This is a genomic window from Acidiferrimicrobium sp. IK (assembly GCF_025499425.1).
In the GTDB taxonomy this organism is placed as follows: Bacteria; Actinomycetota; Acidimicrobiia; order Acidimicrobiales; family Palsa-688; genus Acidiferrimicrobium.
This window is the reverse complement of record NZ_JAIMCB010000005.1, coordinates 234,333-252,846: the sequence shown is the minus strand read 5'-3', so window position 1 is coordinate 252,846 and position 18,514 is coordinate 234,333. Positions and strand designations below refer to the sequence as shown.

Here is an 18,514-nt window from a genome sequence, read left to right as displayed (position 1 = left end):
AATATCGGCAGATCGGACTAGTCCTTGAGCCCGGGGTGGGGGTGCCCGCGGCTTGTAGGATCGCCTCCGTGCTGCGCTACCTCACCGCCGGCGAGTCCCACGGCCAGGGACTGGTCGTCATCGTCGAAGGCCTCCCGGCCGGCCTCACCGTAACCGTGGAGGCCATCCAAGCCGAGCTGGCCCGCCGGCGCCTGGGATACGGGCGGGGGCCGCGCATGCGCTTCGAGCAGGACCAGCTGACCCTGATCGGCGGGGTCCGCCACGGCCGGACCCTCGGGTCGCCCGTCGCCATCGAGATCGCCAACACCGAGTGGCCGAAGTGGGAGCAGGAGATGTCGCCGGCCGCCGGCGCCACCGAGAAGCCCCTCACCAAGCCCAGGCCGGGCCACGCCGACCTGCCCGGCATGCAGAAGTACGGGTTCAGCGACGCCCGCGACGTCCTGGAGCGGGCATCGGCGCGGGAGACCGCGGCCCGTGTCGCCGCCGGGGCGGTGGCCAAGGCGCTCCTCGCGGAGCTCGGAATCCAAGTCGTCAGCCACATCGTGCAGATGGGGCCGGTCGCCGCCAAGTCACCCCGCCGGCCCCGCCCCGAGGACCTCGCCGCGGTGGACGCCTCCCAGGTGCGCTGCTTCGACCCCGAAGCGGAGGACGCGATGGTCGCCGAGATCAAGGCCGCGGCGAAGGTCGGTGACTCGCTCGGCGGCGTCGCCGAGGTCATCGCCTACGGCGTGCCCGTCGGGCTCGGGAGTCACGTCCACTGGGACCGCAAGCTCGACGGTCTCCTGGCGCAGGCCATGCTTTCCATCCAGGCGGTCAAGGGGGTCGAGATCGGCGACGGGTTCGACGTCGCATCCCGCCGGGGCTCCGAGGCCCACGACCCGATCAGCTGGGACGCGGCCACCGGCACCTACCAGCGGGAGTCCAACTGGAGCGGCGGCATCGAGGGGGGCATCACCAACGGCGAGCCGGTCGTCGCCCGCGTCGCGATGAAGCCGCTCGCCACCTTGAACCGCCCGGTCCTAAAGACCGTCGACGTGGAGACCAAAGAGGAGACCGTGTCGTTCAAGGAGCGCACCGACGTCACCGCGGTGCCCGCGATGGGGGTGGTGGCGGAGACGATGATGGCGCTGGTGCTGGCCAACGAGGCGGTGCGCAAGTTCGGCGGCGACTCGGTGGCGGAGATCGTCCGCAACCGCGACGCCTACCTCGCGTCGCTGGCGTGACCGGCCCGGACCGCCCCGAGCCGCAGGGCCCCGAGCGCGCCGGCCCAGAGCGGATCCTGCTCATCGGCATGATGGGCGCCGGCAAGTCGACCGTCGGCCACCGCCTGGCCGCCCGCTTGGGCTGGCCGTACCTCGACAGCGACGACGAGATCAAGCGCCGGACCGGCCAGACCGTGCCGGAGATATGGCACAGCCAGGGGGAGTCAGCGTTTCGGGTGGAGGAGGCCGCGGTGCTCGCCGACGCGGTGAGCTCCTCGCAGCCGGTCGTGGTGGCCGTCGCCGGGGGCGCGGTCCTCGACCCGGCCAACCGGGACCGGATCCGGGGCGGGGGGCTGGTCGTGTGGCTCCGGGCCAGGACCGAGACGCTGGTGGCCCGGGTCGGGGCGGGGGCCGGCCGGCCGCTGCTCGACGGCGACCCCGCGGGGGCGCTGGCGGCCCTCTACGACGTGCGCCGGCCGGTGTACGCCGATCTGGCCGAGGTCGCCGTCGACGTCGACGACCGGACCCCCGAGCAGATCGTCGACGCCATCCTCGAGGTGCGAGCGGCGAAGGCGGCGTCTGGTGCTTGAGCTCGAGGTGCCCCTCGCCGACCGGTCCTACCGGGTGCTGGTCGGTTCGGGGGCCCGCCACCGGCTCGGCGAGGTGATCCCCGTGGGGGCCGCCAAGGCGGCGGTGGTCACCCAGGAGGACATCCCCTGGACGGTGGACGCCGGCATCGACCAGCGCACTTTTCTCATCGACGGCGGTGAGGACGCCAAGAACATGGAGACCGTCGAGGAGCTGTGCCGCGGGTTCGCCCGTTGGGGTTTGACGCGCGCCGACGTGGTGGTGGCCGTCGGGGGCGGGATGGTCACCGACGTCGCCGGTTTCGCCGCCGCGCTGTACATGCGCGGGGTGGCGGTGGTCCACGTCGCCACCACCCTCCTCGGGCAGGTCGACGCGGCGATCGGCGGCAAGACCGGCGTCAACCTGCCGGAAGGAAAAAACCTCGTCGGTGCGTTCTGGCAGCCCTCCGCGGTGCTCTGCGACATCGAGACGCTCGGCACCCTTCCCGAGCGGGAGTACCGCAGCGGCCGGGGCGAGATGGCCAAGTACGCGTTCCTCGGCGTCGAAGGCCTGCGCGACATGCCCCTCGACGAAGCCGTCGCCGCGTGCGTGGCCTGCAAGGCCCGGGTGGTCGGCGACGACGAACGGGAGTCGGGCGGCCGGGCGCTGCTCAACTACGGCCACACCCTGGCCCACGCCATAGAGACCGTCGGGCACTACAACCTGCGCCACGGCGAGGCGGTCGCCGTCGGGCTGGTGTTCGCGGCCCGCCTGGCCCGCCGCCTCGGGCGCGTCGGCGACGACCGGGTCGAGGAGCACGAGCACCTGGTCCGCTCCTACGACCTGCCCGACCGGCTCCCAGAGGGAGTAGAGGCGCCGGCGCTGCTCGCCGCGATGGGCCGCGACAAGAAGGCCACCGCGCGAGGGCTGACCTTCGTGCTCGACGGGCCCGCCGGCCTGCAGGTCGTCACCGGCGTCGACCCCGAAGCCGTGACCGCCACCCTGGCGGAGATGCGGTGAGCCCGCCGCTGGTGCTGCTGCTGTCGGGCCCCAACCTCGGGCTGCTCGGCGCCCGCCAGCCCGAGATATACGGGACGGCCACGCTCGCCGACCACGTGGAGACGGCCGTAGCGGCTGGGGCGGCGGCGGGCCTGGCGGTCGAGCACCTCCAATCCGACCACGAGGGGACCATCGTGGAGGCGGTCCACGCCGCCCGGGGCCGGGCCGCGGCGATCGTGGTCAACGCCGGCGCCCTGACCCACTACTCGTGGGCGCTGCACGACGCGCTGGCCGCCTTCGACGGCCCGGTCGTGGAGCTGCACCTGTCCAACCCGGGAGGACGCGACGCCTGGCGGCACACGTCGGTGGTCACCCCGGTCGCCACCGCGGTCATCGCCGGGCTGGGGGGTGCCGGCTACCGCCTGGCCCTCGACGCGGTCGCGTCCCTGCTGGCCCCGGCCCGCTGATCGCCGGCCGGGTCGAGGGCGGGACGGGTCAAGGCCGGGACGGGAACGGCCGATGAGACAGAGGTGACCTTGCCGGTGCTGCCGCTGCTGCTTTGCTGCGCCCTGTTCGGGCTGACCATCGGGTCGTTCCTCAACGTGGTCGTCTACCGGGTCCCCGCCGGCATGTCCGTCGCCCACCCCCGCTCGGCGTGCCCCGGATGCGGCGCGGCCATCCGCCCCCGCGACAACATCCCGGTGGTGTCGTGGATGGTGCTCCGGGGTCGCTGCCGCGGCTGCCACCAGGCGATCTCCGCCCGCTACCCGGCGCTCGAAGCGCTGACCGGGGTGCTGTTCGTCGGCGCCGGGCTGCGCTTCGGGTGGTCGCCGACCCTGCCGGCGGTGGTCGTGTTCTTCGCCGGTCTGCTCGCCCTGGCCGCCGTCGACCTGGAGCGCTACCTGCTCCCGAAGAAGATCGTCTACCCGACCGGCATCCTCACCGCCGCGGTGCTCGTCGTCGCCGCCGCGGCGCAGGGGCAGTGGAGCCGTCTGGCAGTCGCGGCGGCGTGCGGCGCGGTGGCCTTCGGGCTGTTCTTCGCCCTCAACTTCGTCAACCCGGCGTGGCTCGGCTTCGGCGACGTGCGCCTGGCCGCGGTGATCGGAGTGATGCTCGGCTGGCTCGGGGTGAGCTACGTCATCTTGGCGTTCCTCGTCGCCAACGTCACCGGCATCGCGGTGATGGGCGGCCTGATCGGCGCAGGGAAGGCCGGGCGTAAGACGAAGATGCCCTACGGCGTGTTCCTCGCCGTCGGGGCGGTGGTCGCGGTGTTCGCCGGCGGCCCCTTCGGCCACCTCCTGCGCCCCGGGTCCTGACCGGCCGGCACCGCCCGCCCCCGAACCTCGCGGCGGGTGGTAGCAAGGTCGGATGACTTTGACGCCGGTGGCGGAGCTGACCCCGATGGACACCGCCGGGCGCCTGGGGCGGCTCCGGGACCGTCTCGGCGACGCCGGGGTGGACGGGCTGGTCGTCACCAGCTTGACCAACATCCGCTACCTGAGCGGTTTCACCGGGTCCGCCGGGATGCTGCTGGTGCTCCCCGGTGCGACGGTGCTGGTCACCGACGGCCGCTACGGCACCCAGGCCCCCGAGCAGATCGCCGCCGCCGGCGTGGACGCCCGCTGCGAGGTGGCGCCGGCCCCCGACCAGCGTGCGGTGGCTGCCGGCCTGGTCGGCTCGACCGCGGCGCGCCTCGGCCTGGAAGCGGCCCACGTCAGCTGGGCCCGGCAGCGGGCGTTCGCCGAGACCTGGTGGCCCGACGTCGAGCTGGTCGCCACCGTCGGAGTCGTCGAGGAGCTGCGCAAGGTGAAAGACCCCGGCGAGCTGGCCCGCCTGGCCGGGGCCGCGGCCATCGCCGACCGGGCTCTGGCCGCGGTGCGCCCGATGCTGGCCGAGGGGCCGAGAGAGATCGACTTCGCTCACGCCCTCGACGCCGAGATGCGCCGGCTGGGCGCCGCCGGCCCGTCCTTCGAGACCATCGTGGCGTCGGGCCCCAACGGCGCCATGCCCCACCACCGGCCCGGGGCTCGGCGCATCGAGCGCGGCGAGCCGGTGGTCATCGACTTCGGCGCGCTGCTCGACGGCTACTGCTCCGACATGACCCGCACGGTGTGGGACGGGCCGCTCGCCGACCCGGTGCTGCGCCGGGCGGTGGAGGTGGTGGCCGAGTCGCAGGCCGCCGGCGTCGCCGCGGTGAGCGCCGGGGTGGCCGCCGCCGACGTCGACCGGGCGTGCCGGGAGGTGATCGCGGCGGCCGGGTGGGCCGACGCGTTCGTGCACGGCACCGGGCACGGAGTCGGCCTCGACATCCACGAGGCCCCCTCGGTCGCCGCCAGCTCCGGGGATACACTGGCCCCCGGCCATGTCGTCACCGTCGAGCCCGGGGTCTACCTCCCGGGAATCGGAGGGGTCCGCATCGAGGACACCGTCGTGGTGACCGACGAGGGCTGCACGCCCCTTACCAGTACCGCAAAGGACCTTCCCTGATGCCCGCCGTGTCCACCAACGACCTCAAGAACGGCATGAGCCTCAACCTCCAAGAGGGGCTCTTCTCGGTCGTCGAGTTCCAGCACGTCAAGCCCGGCAAGGGCGGCGCCTTCGTGCGCACCAAGCTGAAGAACGTGCGCAGCGGTGCGGTCATCGAGCGCACCTACCGGGCCGACGAGAAGCTCGACCAGGCGCTCATCGACAAGCGGGAGATGCAGTACCTGTACCCCGACGGCGGGGCGTTCGTGTTCATGGACAACCAGGACTACGAGCAGCTGACCGCGGACCGGGCGTCGCTCGGCGCGTCGGTCAACTTCTTGAAAGAAGGCGACACTGCGGTTCTGCAGATGTACGACGGGGAGATCGTCGGCGTCGACCTCCCCGCCGCGGTCGAGCTGACCGTCACCGAGACCGAGCCCGGCGTGCAAGGCGACCGGGTGTCGGGCGCCCGCAAGCCGGCGACGCTCGAGACCGGCCACACCCTCCAGGTGCCGCTGTTTGTCAACATCGGGGACCGGATCAAGGTCGACACCCGCAGCGGCGAGTACATCACCCGCGCTGGTGGCTGACCCCTCCGACGTCCCCCCCCCGCCGGGCCAGGGGTAACAGATGCCCCCCCCCACCCGGCGCGAGCAGCGCGAACGGGTCCTCGGGTTGCTCTACGAAGCCGACGCCAAGGGCATCCCCGCCGCCCAGGTGGTAGCCGAGCTGCCAGTGGCACCCGACGACTTCGTCGTCGACTTGGTCCAAGGCGTCGACGGTCGCGTCGAGGAGGTCGACGAGCTGATCGCCGGCAGCGCCATCGACTGGGCCCTGGACCGGATGCCGGTCATCGACCGGACCCTTCTGCGCATCGCCACCTTCGAGCTGCTGGCCCGCCCGGAGGTACCGACCGGGGCGGTCATATCCGAGGCCGTAGAGCTGGCCAAGCAGTACTCCACCGACGAATCGGGACGCTTCGTGAACGGCGTGCTGGCCTCCATCGCGCTGCGAGTGCGCCCTGGCGGCTGACGCCCCGGGCATGGGGGGCGGCCGCCGCTCAGGTCGGCGGGCGCACCTGCCGATACCTACAGGGGAAGGCGGACGATGACTCTGGGCCAGACATCCACCACGAGAGACGACGAAGGCCCCGCGGTCAACCTGGGCCGGGCGTTTCGCGAGGCTGTCACCGGGATGGCGATCCTCGACCTCGACGGCCGGTTCCGGCGGGTCAACCCGGCGCTGTGCGCGATGGTCGGACGCTCCGAGGCGGAGCTGCTCGGGTTGCGGTCGATGGACGTAACCCACCCCGACGACCGGATCCTCAGCGCGGTGACCATGGACGGGCTGGTGAGCGGCCGGCTGCTCACCGACCAGGTCCGCAAGCGATACGTGCGCCCCGACGGTTCGACGGTCGTGGTGGTGCGCACCACCACCGGGCTGCGAGGCGCCGCCGGGCGGGTCGTGGCGCTGCTCAGCCAGATGGTCGACGTCACCGAGACCGAGGCCGCCCAACAGGCGCTGCGCCAGTCCGACATGCGCTCCCGGGCGCTGATCGCCCACGCCGCGGAGCTGACGGTGCTGGTCGACCGCGACGGGAGCATCGTCTTCGCGTCGCCGGCGTCGGAGCGACTGCTCGGCTACACCCCCGAGGAGGTGGTGGGCCGCCCGGCGTTGGACTTCGTGCACCCCGACGACCTGCAACGGGCCAGCGCCGCCTTCCTCGAGCGCCTGGAAGGCCAGTCGGTCCCGTTGCCGGTCGAGTACCGGGCCTTGCACCGCGACGGCGCGTGGCGTTTCACCGAGGTGCTCACGACCAACCTCCTCGACGAGCCGGCGGTGGGTGCCTTGGTGCTCAACATCCGCGACGTCACCCAGGCCCACGAGTACCGCGAACGCCTGGCGTCGAGCGAGCGGCGGCTGCGGTCGCTGCTCGGCAACGCTTGGGACGCCATAACCCTGCACGGCCCCGACGGCCAGTACCTCTTCTGCAGCCCGGCGGTTACCGCCCAGCTCGGTTACAGCCCGGAGGAGCTGATCGGCACCAGCCCCTTCGACCTGATGCACCCCGACGACGCGCCCATGATGCGGGAGGCCTCGCGGGCGTCGGCGACCGTCGAAGGCGGCGGCGCCGTCCAGTACCGGGTGCGCCACAAGGACGGGTCGTGGCGGTGGCTGGAATCCACCATCCGCAACAGCCTGGACGACCCGGCGATAGCCGGCATCGTCGTGTCGACCCGCGACGTCACCCTCCGGCGCCGCCACGCCGCCCAGCAGGAGGCGGTGACGTTGCTCAGCAGCGAGGGGCTGCGCGGCGGCCCGCTGGACGGGCTGTTCACCCGGACCATCGACGTGGTCGCCGAGGTCCTCGACGTCGGCCACTGCAGCATCCTGCGCACCGAGAGGGCCGGCCGCCTCCGGGTCGTCGCCCGTCACGGGCGAACCCTGTCCGAGTCGTCCTACCCGCAGGAGATCGACGGGCGCCCCACCTCGTTCCCGGCCCGCGCCGTCCTCGACCGGGCGTCGGTCACGTGGGGCCTGGGGACCGACAGCCCCGCCGAGGAGCAGCTGCGGCAGGCCCTGTCCGCGCATGGGCTGGTGAGCGGCGCGGCGGTGGTGATCCCCGGCGAGGACGGACCCTACGGGGTCCTGAGCGTCCGCTCCACCGACCCCGAGCCGCTGTCGAGCGCCGACGTGTCCTTCCTGGAGGCGACCGCCAACGTCCTGGCCGCCGCAGTCGGTCGGCGCAAGGTGGAAGACGAGCTGCGCAGCCGGGCGCAGCACGACGAGCTGACCGGGCTGCCCAACCGGGTGCTGCTGCTCGAACGCCTCGACGGCGCCCTCGTCCGGCTCGGACGCGACGGAGGGTCCGTCGCCGTGCTGTTCATCGACATCGACGACTTCAAGGTGGTCAACGACAGCCTCGGTCACATCGCCGGTGACACGGTGGTGTCCACCGTCGGCGAGCGCGTCGCGGGCGTGCTGCGGGCCACCGACACCGTCGCCCGCTTCGGCGGCGACGAGTTCGTGGTGGTCTGCGAGGACACCGACGAGGCGCGAGCCGGGCGACTGGCGGAGCGGATCAAAGAGGCCGTCGCGGCGCCGATCGACCTGGTCGGAAGGGCCATCGTCGTCACCGCCAGCATCGGTATCGCCATCAACGCCGGGTGCGCGTTGACCTCCGACGACCTCCTGGCGCAGGCCGACACCGCCATGTACGCGGCGAAGACCGCAGGCAAGGACCGCGCCTCGGTCTTCGACGCGTCCATGCGCAAGGAGGTGACCGACCGGCTGAACGCGGCAGCGGGTCTGCGCCAGGCGCTGCCCGGCAACGAGATGGAGCTGTACTACCAACCGGTTGTGCGCACCGACGACCGCAAGATCATCGGCAGCGAGGCGCTGCTGCGCTGGCACCACCCCGTCGAGGGTTTCTTGACCCCCGACCGCTTCATCGGGCACGCCGAGAGCACCGGGCTGATCTTGCCGATCGGGACCTGGGTGCTGCAGTCGGCCTGCCGCCAGGCCAGCCGGTGGGCCGAGCAGGGATGGGCCGGATACGTGTCGATCAACGTGTCGGCCCGTCAGCTGCTCAACGACGACATCGTCGCCGCGGTGGACGCCGCGCTCGAGGCCGCGAGCTGCGACCCGTCCCGCATCCTGCTCGAGGTGACCGAGAGCGCGGTGATGTCCGACCTGCAACGGGCGGCCAGGGTCATCGGGGAGGTGCGCCGCCTCGGTGTCAGCGTCGGCATGGACGACTTCGGGACCGGGCACTCGTCGCTGTCGTACCTCGCCAGCCTGCCGTTCGACTTCGTCAAGATCGACAGGTCCTTCGTCACCGGCTACGCCGACGACCGGCGGGCCGCCGCTCTCCTAGAGACCGTCGCCACGCTGTGCAGGACCCTCGGCCTGCCGGCCATCGCCGAAGGCGTCGAGACCGAAGCCCAGCTCGAGCAGGTCCGCAGCCTCGGCATCCCCTACGCGCAGGGCTACCTGTTCGGCCGTCCGACCTCCGTCGGCCAGACGCTGCTCCCCGCCACGCTCGACCACTCGGAGCACCTGGCCGGCGCCCCCCGCCGGTAGCAGACCGGACCGCTGCAGGCCGGCGGTTCAGCCTCCGAGGCCCAAAAACGGCGTTGTGGTCGGCGTCGGCACGCTCGGCGGGGTGGTGGTGGTAGTGGTCACCGCAGCGGTGGTCGGGGTGGTCGAGGTGGTCGTGGTCCCTTGCGACGGGGCGGTCGTGGTGGAGCCGGTCCCCGGCTTGGACGGCGCGGTCGTCGTCGGGTCGACGGGGGCGGTGGCGCCGGGCGGGGCGACGTAGCCGGGCGGCGGCGTCGACTCGGAGGGAACCGCCCCAGCAGAGGGCACCACCGACGCGGCCGCCGGGTCGGCGTGGCCGGGCAGGACCCGGGCCGGCACCGGCACCCCCGCCGAGTGCACCCGGCCGAAGCCGGCCAGGTCCGACCACCAGATCGGGCTGATGCGCACCACGTCGCCGGTGTGAGGAGCGTTGATCATGAGACCGTCGCCGATGTACATCCCGACGTGGTGGATGTCGGTGGTGCCGTAGAACACCAGGTCGCCGGGGAGCAGCTGGGACAGCGGCACCGGGACCGTCCACGTGTCCTGGTCGGCGGCGACCCGGGGGATCGCGACGCCGGCGTGGGCCCAGGAATACTGCGTCAGGCCCGAGCAGTCGAACACGTCGGGTCCGGTGCCGCCCCACACGTAGGGCTTGCCCAGCTCGGAGAACGCCCACGCCAGCGCCACCGCGGTCGTCGGCAGCGGGGAAGGCAGGGGAGCGGCGGGCGTGAAGTCCAGCGCGGCGGGGGACGTGAGCGACTGGCCGGCCTGGCTGGACACCGCGGCGCGCTCCGCGGACACCAGCGTCGCGGTGGGCGGCGCGAGGACCGCCAGCTCGTCGCGGATCCGTGCGGTGGCGGCGGCCGCCGCGGCCAGCGCGCTCTGGGCGACCGCCTGGTCGTGGAGCGCGGCGCGCTCCTCGCGGGTCTTCTCCTCGGCTGAGGCGAGCGCGACGCGGGCCACCGCCTTGCGCTGAGCCAGGATCCCGTCGGGGCTGAGGATGGTCTCCTCGTAGGCCGCGGCGTCGGTGATCTCATCCGCGGTGGTCCCCGGGTTGGTGGGGACAGCGTCGCCGCTGCCGCTGGTGTAGATCCGCAGCGCCGCTTCGCGCAGCGCGCCTTGCAGGTCCGTCGCCGACACGGCCGCCCGGCGGGCGGCGGCCTCCGCGGCGGCGGCCCGGCCGGCCGCCACGGTCGCGGCGACCTGCGCGTGGTTGGCGGCCACCGACTGGGCGTCGAGGACCTGCTGCGCCTGGGCCAGGGTGGCCTGCAGCGGCGCCTGGCTGGCCGCCACGGTGCTCAGGGAGATGGCCCGCTGCAGGAGGGCGTTGGGGTCCTGGTTGTCGGTGATGTCGCGGGGGACGTTGGGCACCGCGGGCACGACGGTCGGGGCGCCGCTCCCCGAGGGGACCGTCGCGGTGGCCGTCGACGGCGCCGCGGCCGCCGGGGCCGCCGGGGCGACCGTCGCGGCCAGCGACGGGGGCGCCGACCATCCGATCAGACCGCCGGCCGCGACGAGGGCCAGAACCGGCCTCGTGGCGCGCCCCCACCCCCGTCTCCGTCCTCCGCCTACCCCACCAGGGTTCATCGGCCGCCAGTCTGGCATACCGGTCTGATTCGCCCCAGGCACCGAAGCGACCTGCCGGACGCCGACGCGGTAAAGGCCGGTTCGTAGCGGCGGGAGACGGCTATGATCGCCGTTCGACCGTGAAGCTGGTCCTGTGAGGCCGGCACGGACCGAGGAGACGCAGTTGGCCGAACGAGAGCGCGCGCTGGCGCCCCCATACGGGGGCGTTTTCGTCGCCCGCACCACTGTCATGGCGCCCGACGACGTGCAGCGGGCGGTGTGGCGGATGGCCCACGAGATCATCGAGCGCAACCACGGAACCGACGGTTTGGCGCTGGTCGGGTTGCAGACCGGCGGCGTGTGGATCGCCGGCCGGCTGAACGAGACCATCCAGACCGTCTCCGGCGTCGACGTGCCGACCGGCACCCTCGACGTGGCGTTCTACCGCGACGACATCGGGCTGCGACCGGTGCTGCCCGAGGCGGCCACCGACATCCCCTTCGACCTGTCCGGGCAGACCGTGGTCCTCATCGACGACGTGTTGTTCACGGGCCGGACGGTGCGCGCCGCGCTCAACGCCCTGGCCGACTACGGCCGGGCCCGGGCGGTGCAGCTGGCGGTGATGGTCGACCGGGGGCACCGGGAGCTGCCGATCCGACCCGACTACGTCGGCAAGAACCTCCCGACCCGGCGCGACGAGATGGTCGATGTCAGCGAGGCGGGCGTCGTCCTCGGCGACATGGTCAAGAAGTGAAGGCCGCCACCGACCTGCCGCCCGTCGGCCGCCACGCCGGCCAGCCGGCCCGCCGCCATCTCCTCTCCGTCGCCGACCTGGGCGCGGACGGCATCGAGGAGGTGCTGCGGGTCACCGACAGCTTCGTGGAGGTGTCGGGGCGGGCCATCCCCAAGGTGCCGGCTCTGCGCGGCAAGACCGTGGTGTCGCTGTTCTTCGAGGACTCGACCCGCACCCGGCTGAGCTTCGAGACCGCCGCTCGGCGGTTGTCGGCCGACGTGATGACCTTCTCGGCGGCCAGCTCGTCGGTCAACAAAGGCGAGTCGCTGCGCGACACCGTCGAGACGATCGAGGCCATGGGGATCGACGGGGTCGTGGTCCGCCACGCCGGGTCGGGCGTCCCCTGGCAGGTGGCCAGGTGGCTGCGCCAAGCCGCGGTCATCAACGGCGGCGACGGCTGGCACGAACACCCGACCCAGGCCCTGCTCGACTGCTACACGATCACCAGGATGCTCGCGGGGGCCCCGGCGCACGAAGGCGGCCCCGGGTCGCTCGCCGGGGTCCGCATCGCCATCGTCGGCGACATCCGCCACAGCCGGGTCGCCCGCTCCGACGTCTTGGCGTTCAGCGCTCTCGGCGCCCACGTGACGCTGGTGGCGCCGCCGACCCTGCTGCCGCCGAGCCTGGCCGGGTGGCCCGTCGAGGTGTCCCACGACCTGGACGCGGTGCTGCCCACCCTCGACGTCGTATACCTGCTGCGCCTCCAGCAGGAGCGGATGCGCGAAGCCTTACTGCCGTCGCTTCGCGAGTACACCGCGACCTACGGGCTGACCTCCACCCGGGCCCGGCTGCTCCCCGACGACGCGTTGATCATGCACCCCGGCCCGGTCAACCGGGGAGTGGAGATCGCCGCCGAGGTGGCCGACCAGCCGTCCTCGGTGATCACCCGCCAGGTGGCCAACGGCGTCGCCGTGCGCATGGCCGTCCTCTACCTCCTTCTCGGCTCCGGAGTCGACCTTGCCGCCTGAACCGTCCCGTCCCGACCCGGCGCTTCGCCGCCAGCGCCCGGCGACCACCAGCCGCCAGCACACCGGCGTCCGCCGCCGGCCGCCGACGGTCCTGATCCACGGCGGGACCCTCGTCGACCCCACCGGCACCCGCCCCGGCGACGTGCTCATCCAAGACGGCGTCATCGTCAGCGCCGGCAACCGGGTCGAGTCGGCGCCGGCGGGGACCGTCGTGCTCGACGCCGGAGGGTGCGTCGTCGCCCCCGGCCTGGTCGACTTGCACACCCATCTGCGCGAACCGGGCCGGGAGGAAGCCGAGACCGTCGAGACCGGCTCGCGCGCCGCCGCGCTCGGCGGGTACACCGCGGTGGTGGCCATGCCCAACACCGAACCGGCGATCGACAGCGCGGCGGTCGTCCGCCAGGTCCTCGAGCTCGGCCGCGACGCGCTCTGCGACGTGGCGGTCGCCGGCTCCATCACCGTCGGGCGGGAGGGCACCAGGCTGGCCCCGCTGGCGGAGATGGCCGCGCTCGGCGTGAAGCTGTTCACCGACGACGGCAGCGGCGTCCAAGACGCCCGGCTGATGCGCCGGGCCCTCGAGTACGCGTCGTCGCTCGGGGTCACCCTGGCGCAGCACTGCGAGGACTCGTCGCTGGCGGCCGGCGGGCACATGCACGAGGGGGAGTGGTCCAGCCGCCTCGGGATCCCCGGCCAGCCGGCGGAAGCGGAGGAGCTGATGGTCATGCGCGACCTGGCGCTGTGCCGCCTCACCGGGACCCCGGTGCACTTCCTGCACCTCTCCACCGCCCGGTCCGTCGCCATGGTCCGCGGCGCCAAGGCCTCCGGGTTGCCGGTGACCGCCGAGGCCACCCCGCACCACCTCTGCCTCACCGACGCGTGCGTCGCCGGCTACGACACCGTGTTCAAGGTGAACCCGCCGCTGCGCAGCGCGGAGGACGCCGCGGCGATCCGCGCCGGGCTGGCCGACGGGACCATCGACGCCATCGCCACCGACCACGCCCCCCACGCCAAGGAAGCCAAGGAGGCGCCGTTCGACCAGGCGCCGCCGGGGATGATCGGCCTGGAGACCGCGCTCGGGGTGGCGCTGAGCGAGCTGGACCTGCCGATCGAGCGGGTCGTGGCCCTCCTGTCTTGGAAGCCGGCGGCCATCGCCGGCCTGGCCGAACACGGCCGGCCGATCACCGCCGGCATCCCCGCCAACCTCTGCGTCATCGACCCCGAGATGGAATGGACCGTCGACCCGGCCCGGATGGCCAGCCGCAGCCGGAACACCCCGTTCGCGGGCCGGACCCTCCGGGGCCGGGTCCGCCACACCGTCCTGGCCGGCGAGCCCGTCGTCGTCAACGGCCAGGCCCAGAGATGAAAGGGACACCCCCAACGGTGAGCTCCCCCGAGCCGACCAGCCCCGAACCGAGAAGCCCCCGACCGGGACGGCGCCCGAAGGCCCTGCTGGTCTTCGGCGACGGCACGACCTTCGAGGGCGAGGCGATGGGCGCCGCCACCACCGGCGGGGTCGCCGCCGGGGAGGTGGTGTTCAACACCGTCCTCTCCGGCTACCAGGAGGTCATCACCGACCCGTCCTACGCCGGGCAGATCCTGACCTTCACCTACCCCCACATCGGCAACTACGGCGTCAACGCCGCCGACGCGGAGAGCGCCGCCCCGGCGTGCCGGGGCGTGGTAATCCGGGCGCTCACCGACCGGCCGAGCAACTGGCGCTCCGAGGAAGGCCTCGAGGCGTACCTGACCCGCCACGGCGTGGCGGGCATCACCGGCGTCGACACCCGCCGCCTCACCCGCTACCTGCGCGACGCCGGCGCTCGCCCGGCCGCGCTCGGCGCCGTCGAGGGCGACGGCGCGACCGACGAGGCGACGCTGCGGGCCCGGGCGAGCGCCGAGAAGGGCACCGACGGCGTCGACTTGGTGGCGACCGTGTCTACCGCGAAGCCCTACACCTACGGGGACGGCCCCTACCGGGTGGTGGCCTACGACTTCGGGATCAAGCGCACCATGCTCGAGCTGATGGGGCGCATGGCGACCATCGAGGTGGTGCCGGCGTCCACCCCCGCCGCCGCGGTCCTCGACCGGAAGCCCGACGGGGTGTTCCTCTCCAACGGCCCGGGCGACCCCGCAGCGCTGCCCTACGCAGTCGACGCCATCAAGGGGCTGCTCGGCGAGGTGCCGGTGTTCGGGATCTGCCTCGGCCACCAGCTGCTCGGCGAGGCCCTCGGGGCCGGGACCTTCAAGCTGCCCTTCGGGCACCACGGCGGCAACCACCCGGTGCGGCGCCTGGCCGGCGGCCCCGTCGAGATCACCAGCCAGAACCACAACTACGCGGTCAGCGCCGAGGGCCTCGAGGGGGCGGAGGTCACCCACGTCAACCTCAACGACGGCGTGGTCGAAGGGCTGGCCAGCGGCGAGGTGCCGGCGTTCTCGGTGCAGTACCACCCGGAGGCCGGGCCCGGCCCCCACGACGCCCGCTACCTGTTCGAGGAGTTCAGGATCTTGATGGAGACCGGACGCCCGCCCCTTGGCCGCCTGCACAACCGAGAGAGGAGCGCGTAAGTGCCCCGCCGCGACGACCTGCACACCATCTTGGTGATCGGCTCGGGACCGATCGTCATCGGCCAGGCCTGCGAGTTCGACTACTCCGGCACCCAGGCGTGCCGGGTGCTGGCCGAGGAGGGGTACCGGGTCGTGCTGGCCAACTCCAACCCGGCGACGATCATGACCGACCCGGAGTTCGCGGACCGGACCTACATCGAGCCGCTCACCTTGGAGGTCCTCACCGCCATCATCGAGCGGGAACACCCCGACGCGGTGCTGGCCACCCTCGGCGGCCAGACCGCCCTTAACCTGGCGATCGCGCTGCACGAGAAGGGGGTGCTCGCCGAGCACGGCGTGGCCATGATCGGCGCCGACGCCGAGGCCATCGGCACCGCCGAGAACCGCGACCGGTTCAAGGCGGCGATGGGCGAGATCGGCCTGGCCGTCCCCGAATCGGGTTTCGCCTACACCCTCGAAGAAGCGGTGGCGGTGGGCAAATCGATCGGGTTCCCCCTCATCGTGCGCCCCTCCTACATCCTCGGCGGCGCCGGGACGGGCATCGCCCACGACGAGGAGCAGTTCCTGTCGATCGCCGCGGCCGGCCTGGCCGCCAGCCCGGTGTCGGAGATCCTCATCGAGCGTTCCATCGCCGGGTGGAAGGAGTACGAGCTGGAGGTCATGCGCGACCGCGAGGACAACTGCGTGGTGATCTGCTCGATCGAGAACGTCGACCCGATGGGCGTCCACACCGGCGACTCGATCACCGTCGCCCCGGCGCAGACCCTGACCGACGTCGAGTACCAGAAGATGCGCGACGCGGCGTTCGCGGTGATCCGCCGCATCGGGGTGGAGACCGGCGGCTCCAACGTGCAGTTCGCGGTCAACCCGGCCAACGGCGACATGGTCGTCATCGAGATGAACCCCCGGGTCAGCCGGTCCTCGGCGCTGGCGTCCAAGGCGACCGGGTTCCCGATCGCCAAGATCGCGGCCCGCCTGGCGGTCGGCTACTCCCTCAACGAGATCACCAACGACATCACCGGCGAGACCCCGGCCAGCTTCGAGCCGACCATCGACTACGTGGTCACCAAGGTTCCCCGCTGGGCGTTCGAGAAGTTCCCGGGGATCCCCGAGGTGCTCGGCACCCGGATGCAGTCGGTCGGCGAGGCGATGGGCATCGGCCGGACGTTCCCCGAGTCGCTGCAAAAGGCGTTGCGCTCCCTCGAACGGGGCCTGTTCGGGCTGAACTGCGACCCCGGCGAGGTCCGCTACGACCAGTACTCCGACGACGAGCTGGTCCGTCACTCGGCGATCGCCACCCCCGACCGGCCGTTCCACCTCGAGGCCGCCCTGCGGCGGGGCATCAGCGTCGAGCGGCTGGCGTCGGCGACCGGCGTCGACCCGTGGTTCCTCGACCAGCTGATGCTCATCGTCGAGGCCCGGGCCTGGCTGAGCGGCGTTCGAGGCCCCGACGGGATGGGCCGCGACGACTGGCGGTGGGCCAAACGGCTCGGGTTCGCCGACGCCCAGCTCGGCTACCTGTGGGACGTCGACGAAGACCAGGTGCGAGCCGCCCGCCTCGCGGCAGGGGTGAAGGCCACCATGAAGACGGTGGACACCTGCGCCGCGGAGTTCGCGGCCCGCACCCCGTACCACTACTCGACCTACGAGGACGACGACGAGGTGACCGTCGGGTCCCGGCCGAAGATCATCATCCTCGGCTCCGGACCCAACCGGATCGGGCAGGGAGTGGAGTTCGACTACTGCTGCGTGCAGGCCAGCTTCGCCCTCCACGACGCCGGTTTCGAGACGGTGATGATCAACTGCAACCCCGAGACGGTCTCCACCGACTACGACACCAGCGACCGCTTGTACTTCGAGCCGGTCACCTACGAGAACGTCCTCGACGTCCTCGACGTGGAGGCCACCTCAGGCGAGGTGCGCGGCGTGATCGTCTCCCTCGGCGGCCAGACCCCCCTCAAGCTGGCCGACCGGCTCCCGCCGGGACTGGTGCTCGGCACGTCCCCGGAGTCGATCGACCTGGCCGAGGACCGGGAGCGGTGGAACGCCCTGTGCGCCGATCTGGGCATCCCCCAGCCGCCAGGCGGCACCGCGGCGACCATCGACGCCGCGCTCGACGTCGCCCACCGGGTCGGGTACCCGGCGCTGATCCGGCCGAGCTACGTCCTCGGCGGGCGGGCCATGGAGATCGTCTACGGCGACGACGACCTGCGCCGGGCGATGGCCGAGATGGCGCTGTCGGGGTCGCTCGGGCGGGAGGGCGGCCTGTCGGCCGAACGGCCGGTGCTCATCGACCGGTTCTTGGAGGAGGCCACCGAAGTCGACGTCGACGCGGTGCGCGACGCGGCCGGCGAGGTGGTGATCGGCGCGGTCATGGAGCACGTGGAGGAGGCCGGCGTGCACTCAGGTGACAGCGCCTGCGTGATCCCGCCGCCGACCCTCGCCGACGAGGTGATCGCCCAGATCGAGGACCACACCAGGGCCATCGCCGCGGCCCTCGACGTGCGGGGCCCGATCAACGTCCAGTACGCGGTCAAAGACCGCGACGTGTACGTCATCGAGGCCAACCCGCGGGCCAGCCGCACCGTCCCGTTCGTGTCCAAGGCCACCGGGGTGTCGCTGGCCCGGATCGCGGCCCGGGTGATCGCCGGCGCCACCCTGGCCGAGCTGCGCGCCGAGGGCCTGCTCCGGCCGCCGGTCACCGGCGGCCACGTCAGTGTGAAAGAGGCGGTCCTGCCCTTCGACCGCTTCCCCGACGCCGACACCCTCCTCGGCCCGGAGATGCGCTCCACCGGCGAGGTCATGGGCATCGACGCCACCTTCGGGTGGGCGTTCGCCAAGTCCCAGACCGCGGCCGGCGACGACCTGCCGTCGTCGGGGACGGTCTTTTTGACCCTCGCCGACCGGGACAAGCCCGCCGGCATGGCCGTGGCCCGCCGTTTCGTCCAGCTCGGCTTCTCGCTGGCGGCCACCGAGGGCACCGCCAAGGCGCTGGAAGCGGCCGGCATGCCCGTCGCCACCACCGTCGCCAAGGTCGGCGAGGGCGGCGTTGACGCGGTCGAGCTGATCCGGTCCAAGAAGGTCGACTTGGTGATCAACACGCCCCGCGGCCGGGGGCCCCGCGCCGACGGCGCCCACATCCGCCGGGCCGCCAACCAGCACAAGGTGGCGTGCCTGACGACGGTCGCCGCGGCCCGGGCCGCCGCCGCGGGGATCGCCGACCGGGCGTCGGGCCGGCTCCAGGTCCGCAGCCTGCAGGAGTACCACCAGGCCGAGCAGCTGCCGCTCGGCCGTTCGGACTAGGT

The 18,514-nt window shown here is 72.8% G+C and carries 15 protein-coding genes; 14 read left to right on the top strand and 1 reads right to left on the bottom strand.

Translation table 11 applies throughout. The features are described from left to right. The first annotated feature begins 68 nt into the window (after positions 1-68). The 9 genes from aroC (at position 69) to K6U06_RS10575 (ending at position 9,317) form a co-directional block, all read left to right on the top strand. The gene (gene aroC / locus K6U06_RS10615; RefSeq protein WP_262321899.1) at positions 69-1,223 is read left to right on the top strand and encodes a chorismate synthase; all 1,155 of its coding nucleotides are present in this window, start codon (positions 69-71) and stop codon (positions 1,221-1,223) included. Further along, complete coding sequence (locus K6U06_RS10610; RefSeq protein ID WP_262321898.1) at positions 1,220-1,792, top strand: shikimate kinase; 573 nt, start codon at positions 1,220-1,222, stop codon at positions 1,790-1,792. Before aroC ends, K6U06_RS10610 begins: the two co-directional genes overlap by 4 nt. Continuing rightward, positions 1,782-2,789 carry a 3-dehydroquinate synthase family protein gene (locus K6U06_RS10605; protein ID WP_410051029.1) on the top strand — a complete coding sequence of 336 codons (1,008 nt, stop codon included), beginning with the start codon at positions 1,782-1,784 and terminating at the stop codon, positions 2,787-2,789. The genes K6U06_RS10610 and K6U06_RS10605 overlap by 11 nt, the downstream gene beginning before the upstream one ends. Further along, complete coding sequence (locus tag K6U06_RS10600; RefSeq protein WP_262321896.1) at positions 2,786-3,235, top strand: type II 3-dehydroquinate dehydratase; 450 nt, start codon at positions 2,786-2,788, stop codon at positions 3,233-3,235. Before K6U06_RS10605 ends, K6U06_RS10600 begins: the two co-directional genes overlap by 4 nt. A gap of 63 nt (positions 3,236-3,298) precedes the next feature. Beyond that, positions 3,299-4,084 (top strand): prepilin peptidase, encoded by a 786-nt coding sequence (locus K6U06_RS10595; protein ID WP_262321895.1) that lies wholly within the window; start codon positions 3,299-3,301, stop codon positions 4,082-4,084. A gap of 52 nt (positions 4,085-4,136) precedes the next feature. Further along, entirely contained in the window at positions 4,137-5,255 is a 1,119-nt protein-coding gene (locus K6U06_RS10590; RefSeq protein ID WP_262321894.1) for an aminopeptidase P family protein, read from the top strand. Next, positions 5,255-5,824, top strand: a complete 570-nt coding sequence (gene efp, locus K6U06_RS10585; protein WP_262321893.1) for an elongation factor P — start codon at positions 5,255-5,257, stop codon at positions 5,822-5,824. The genes K6U06_RS10590 and efp overlap by 1 nt, the downstream gene beginning before the upstream one ends. 40 nt (positions 5,825-5,864) lie before the next feature. Further along, positions 5,865-6,266 carry a transcription antitermination factor NusB gene (gene nusB, locus K6U06_RS10580; RefSeq protein ID WP_262321892.1) on the top strand — a complete coding sequence of 134 codons (402 nt, stop codon included), beginning with the start codon at positions 5,865-5,867 and terminating at the stop codon, positions 6,264-6,266. Between the two features lie 75 nt (positions 6,267-6,341). After that, positions 6,342-9,317, top strand: a complete 2,976-nt coding sequence (locus tag K6U06_RS10575; protein WP_262321891.1) for a bifunctional diguanylate cyclase/phosphodiesterase — start codon at positions 6,342-6,344, stop codon at positions 9,315-9,317. Positions 9,318-9,344: 27 nt separating this feature from the next. Here the strand turns inward: K6U06_RS10575 and K6U06_RS10570 are convergent, their stop codons facing one another. Next, the gene (locus K6U06_RS10570; RefSeq protein ID WP_262321890.1) at positions 9,345-10,904 is read right to left on the bottom strand and encodes a C40 family peptidase; all 1,560 of its coding nucleotides are present in this window, start codon (positions 10,902-10,904) and stop codon (positions 9,345-9,347) included. Between the two features lie 163 nt (positions 10,905-11,067). Between K6U06_RS10570 and pyrR the strand changes: the two genes are divergently transcribed. The 5 genes from pyrR (at position 11,068) to carB (ending at position 18,512) form a co-directional block, all read left to right on the top strand. Continuing rightward, complete coding sequence (gene pyrR, locus K6U06_RS10565; RefSeq protein ID WP_316044709.1) at positions 11,068-11,637, top strand: bifunctional pyr operon transcriptional regulator/uracil phosphoribosyltransferase PyrR; 570 nt, start codon at positions 11,068-11,070, stop codon at positions 11,635-11,637. Beyond that, positions 11,634-12,644 (top strand): aspartate carbamoyltransferase catalytic subunit, encoded by a 1,011-nt coding sequence (locus K6U06_RS10560; RefSeq protein ID WP_262321889.1) that lies wholly within the window; start codon positions 11,634-11,636, stop codon positions 12,642-12,644. The genes pyrR and K6U06_RS10560 overlap by 4 nt, the downstream gene beginning before the upstream one ends. Before the next feature lie 91 nt (positions 12,645-12,735). Further along, positions 12,736-14,007, top strand: a complete 1,272-nt coding sequence (locus K6U06_RS10555) for a dihydroorotase (protein WP_410051028.1) — start codon at positions 12,736-12,738, stop codon at positions 14,005-14,007. Positions 14,008-14,024: 17 nt separating this feature from the next. After that, positions 14,025-15,209 carry a glutamine-hydrolyzing carbamoyl-phosphate synthase small subunit gene (gene carA / locus K6U06_RS10550; protein WP_262321887.1) on the top strand — a complete coding sequence of 395 codons (1,185 nt, stop codon included), beginning with the start codon at positions 14,025-14,027 and terminating at the stop codon, positions 15,207-15,209. After that, positions 15,210-18,512, top strand: a complete 3,303-nt coding sequence (gene carB, locus K6U06_RS10545; RefSeq protein WP_262321886.1) for a carbamoyl-phosphate synthase large subunit — start codon at positions 15,210-15,212, stop codon at positions 18,510-18,512. Positions 18,513-18,514 lie beyond the last annotated feature (2 nt).

Bases quoted from the DNA above. Each gene is read 5' to 3' on its own strand.
- K6U06_RS10575 (WP_262321891.1), top strand. From the start codon at position 6,342: ATGACTCTGGGCCAGACATCCACCACGAGAGACGACGAAGGCCCCGCG.
- nusB (WP_262321892.1), top strand. From the start codon at position 5,865: ATGCCCCCCCCCACCCGGCGCGAGCAGCGCGAACGGGTCCTCGGGTTG.
- efp (WP_262321893.1), top strand. From the start codon at position 5,255: ATGCCCGCCGTGTCCACCAACGACCTCAAGAACGGCATGAGCCTCAAC.
- K6U06_RS10570 (WP_262321890.1), bottom strand. From the start codon at position 10,904: ATGAACCCTGGTGGGGTAGGCGGAGGACGGAGACGGGGGTGGGGGCGC.
- K6U06_RS10590 (WP_262321894.1), top strand. From the start codon at position 4,137: ATGACTTTGACGCCGGTGGCGGAGCTGACCCCGATGGACACCGCCGGG.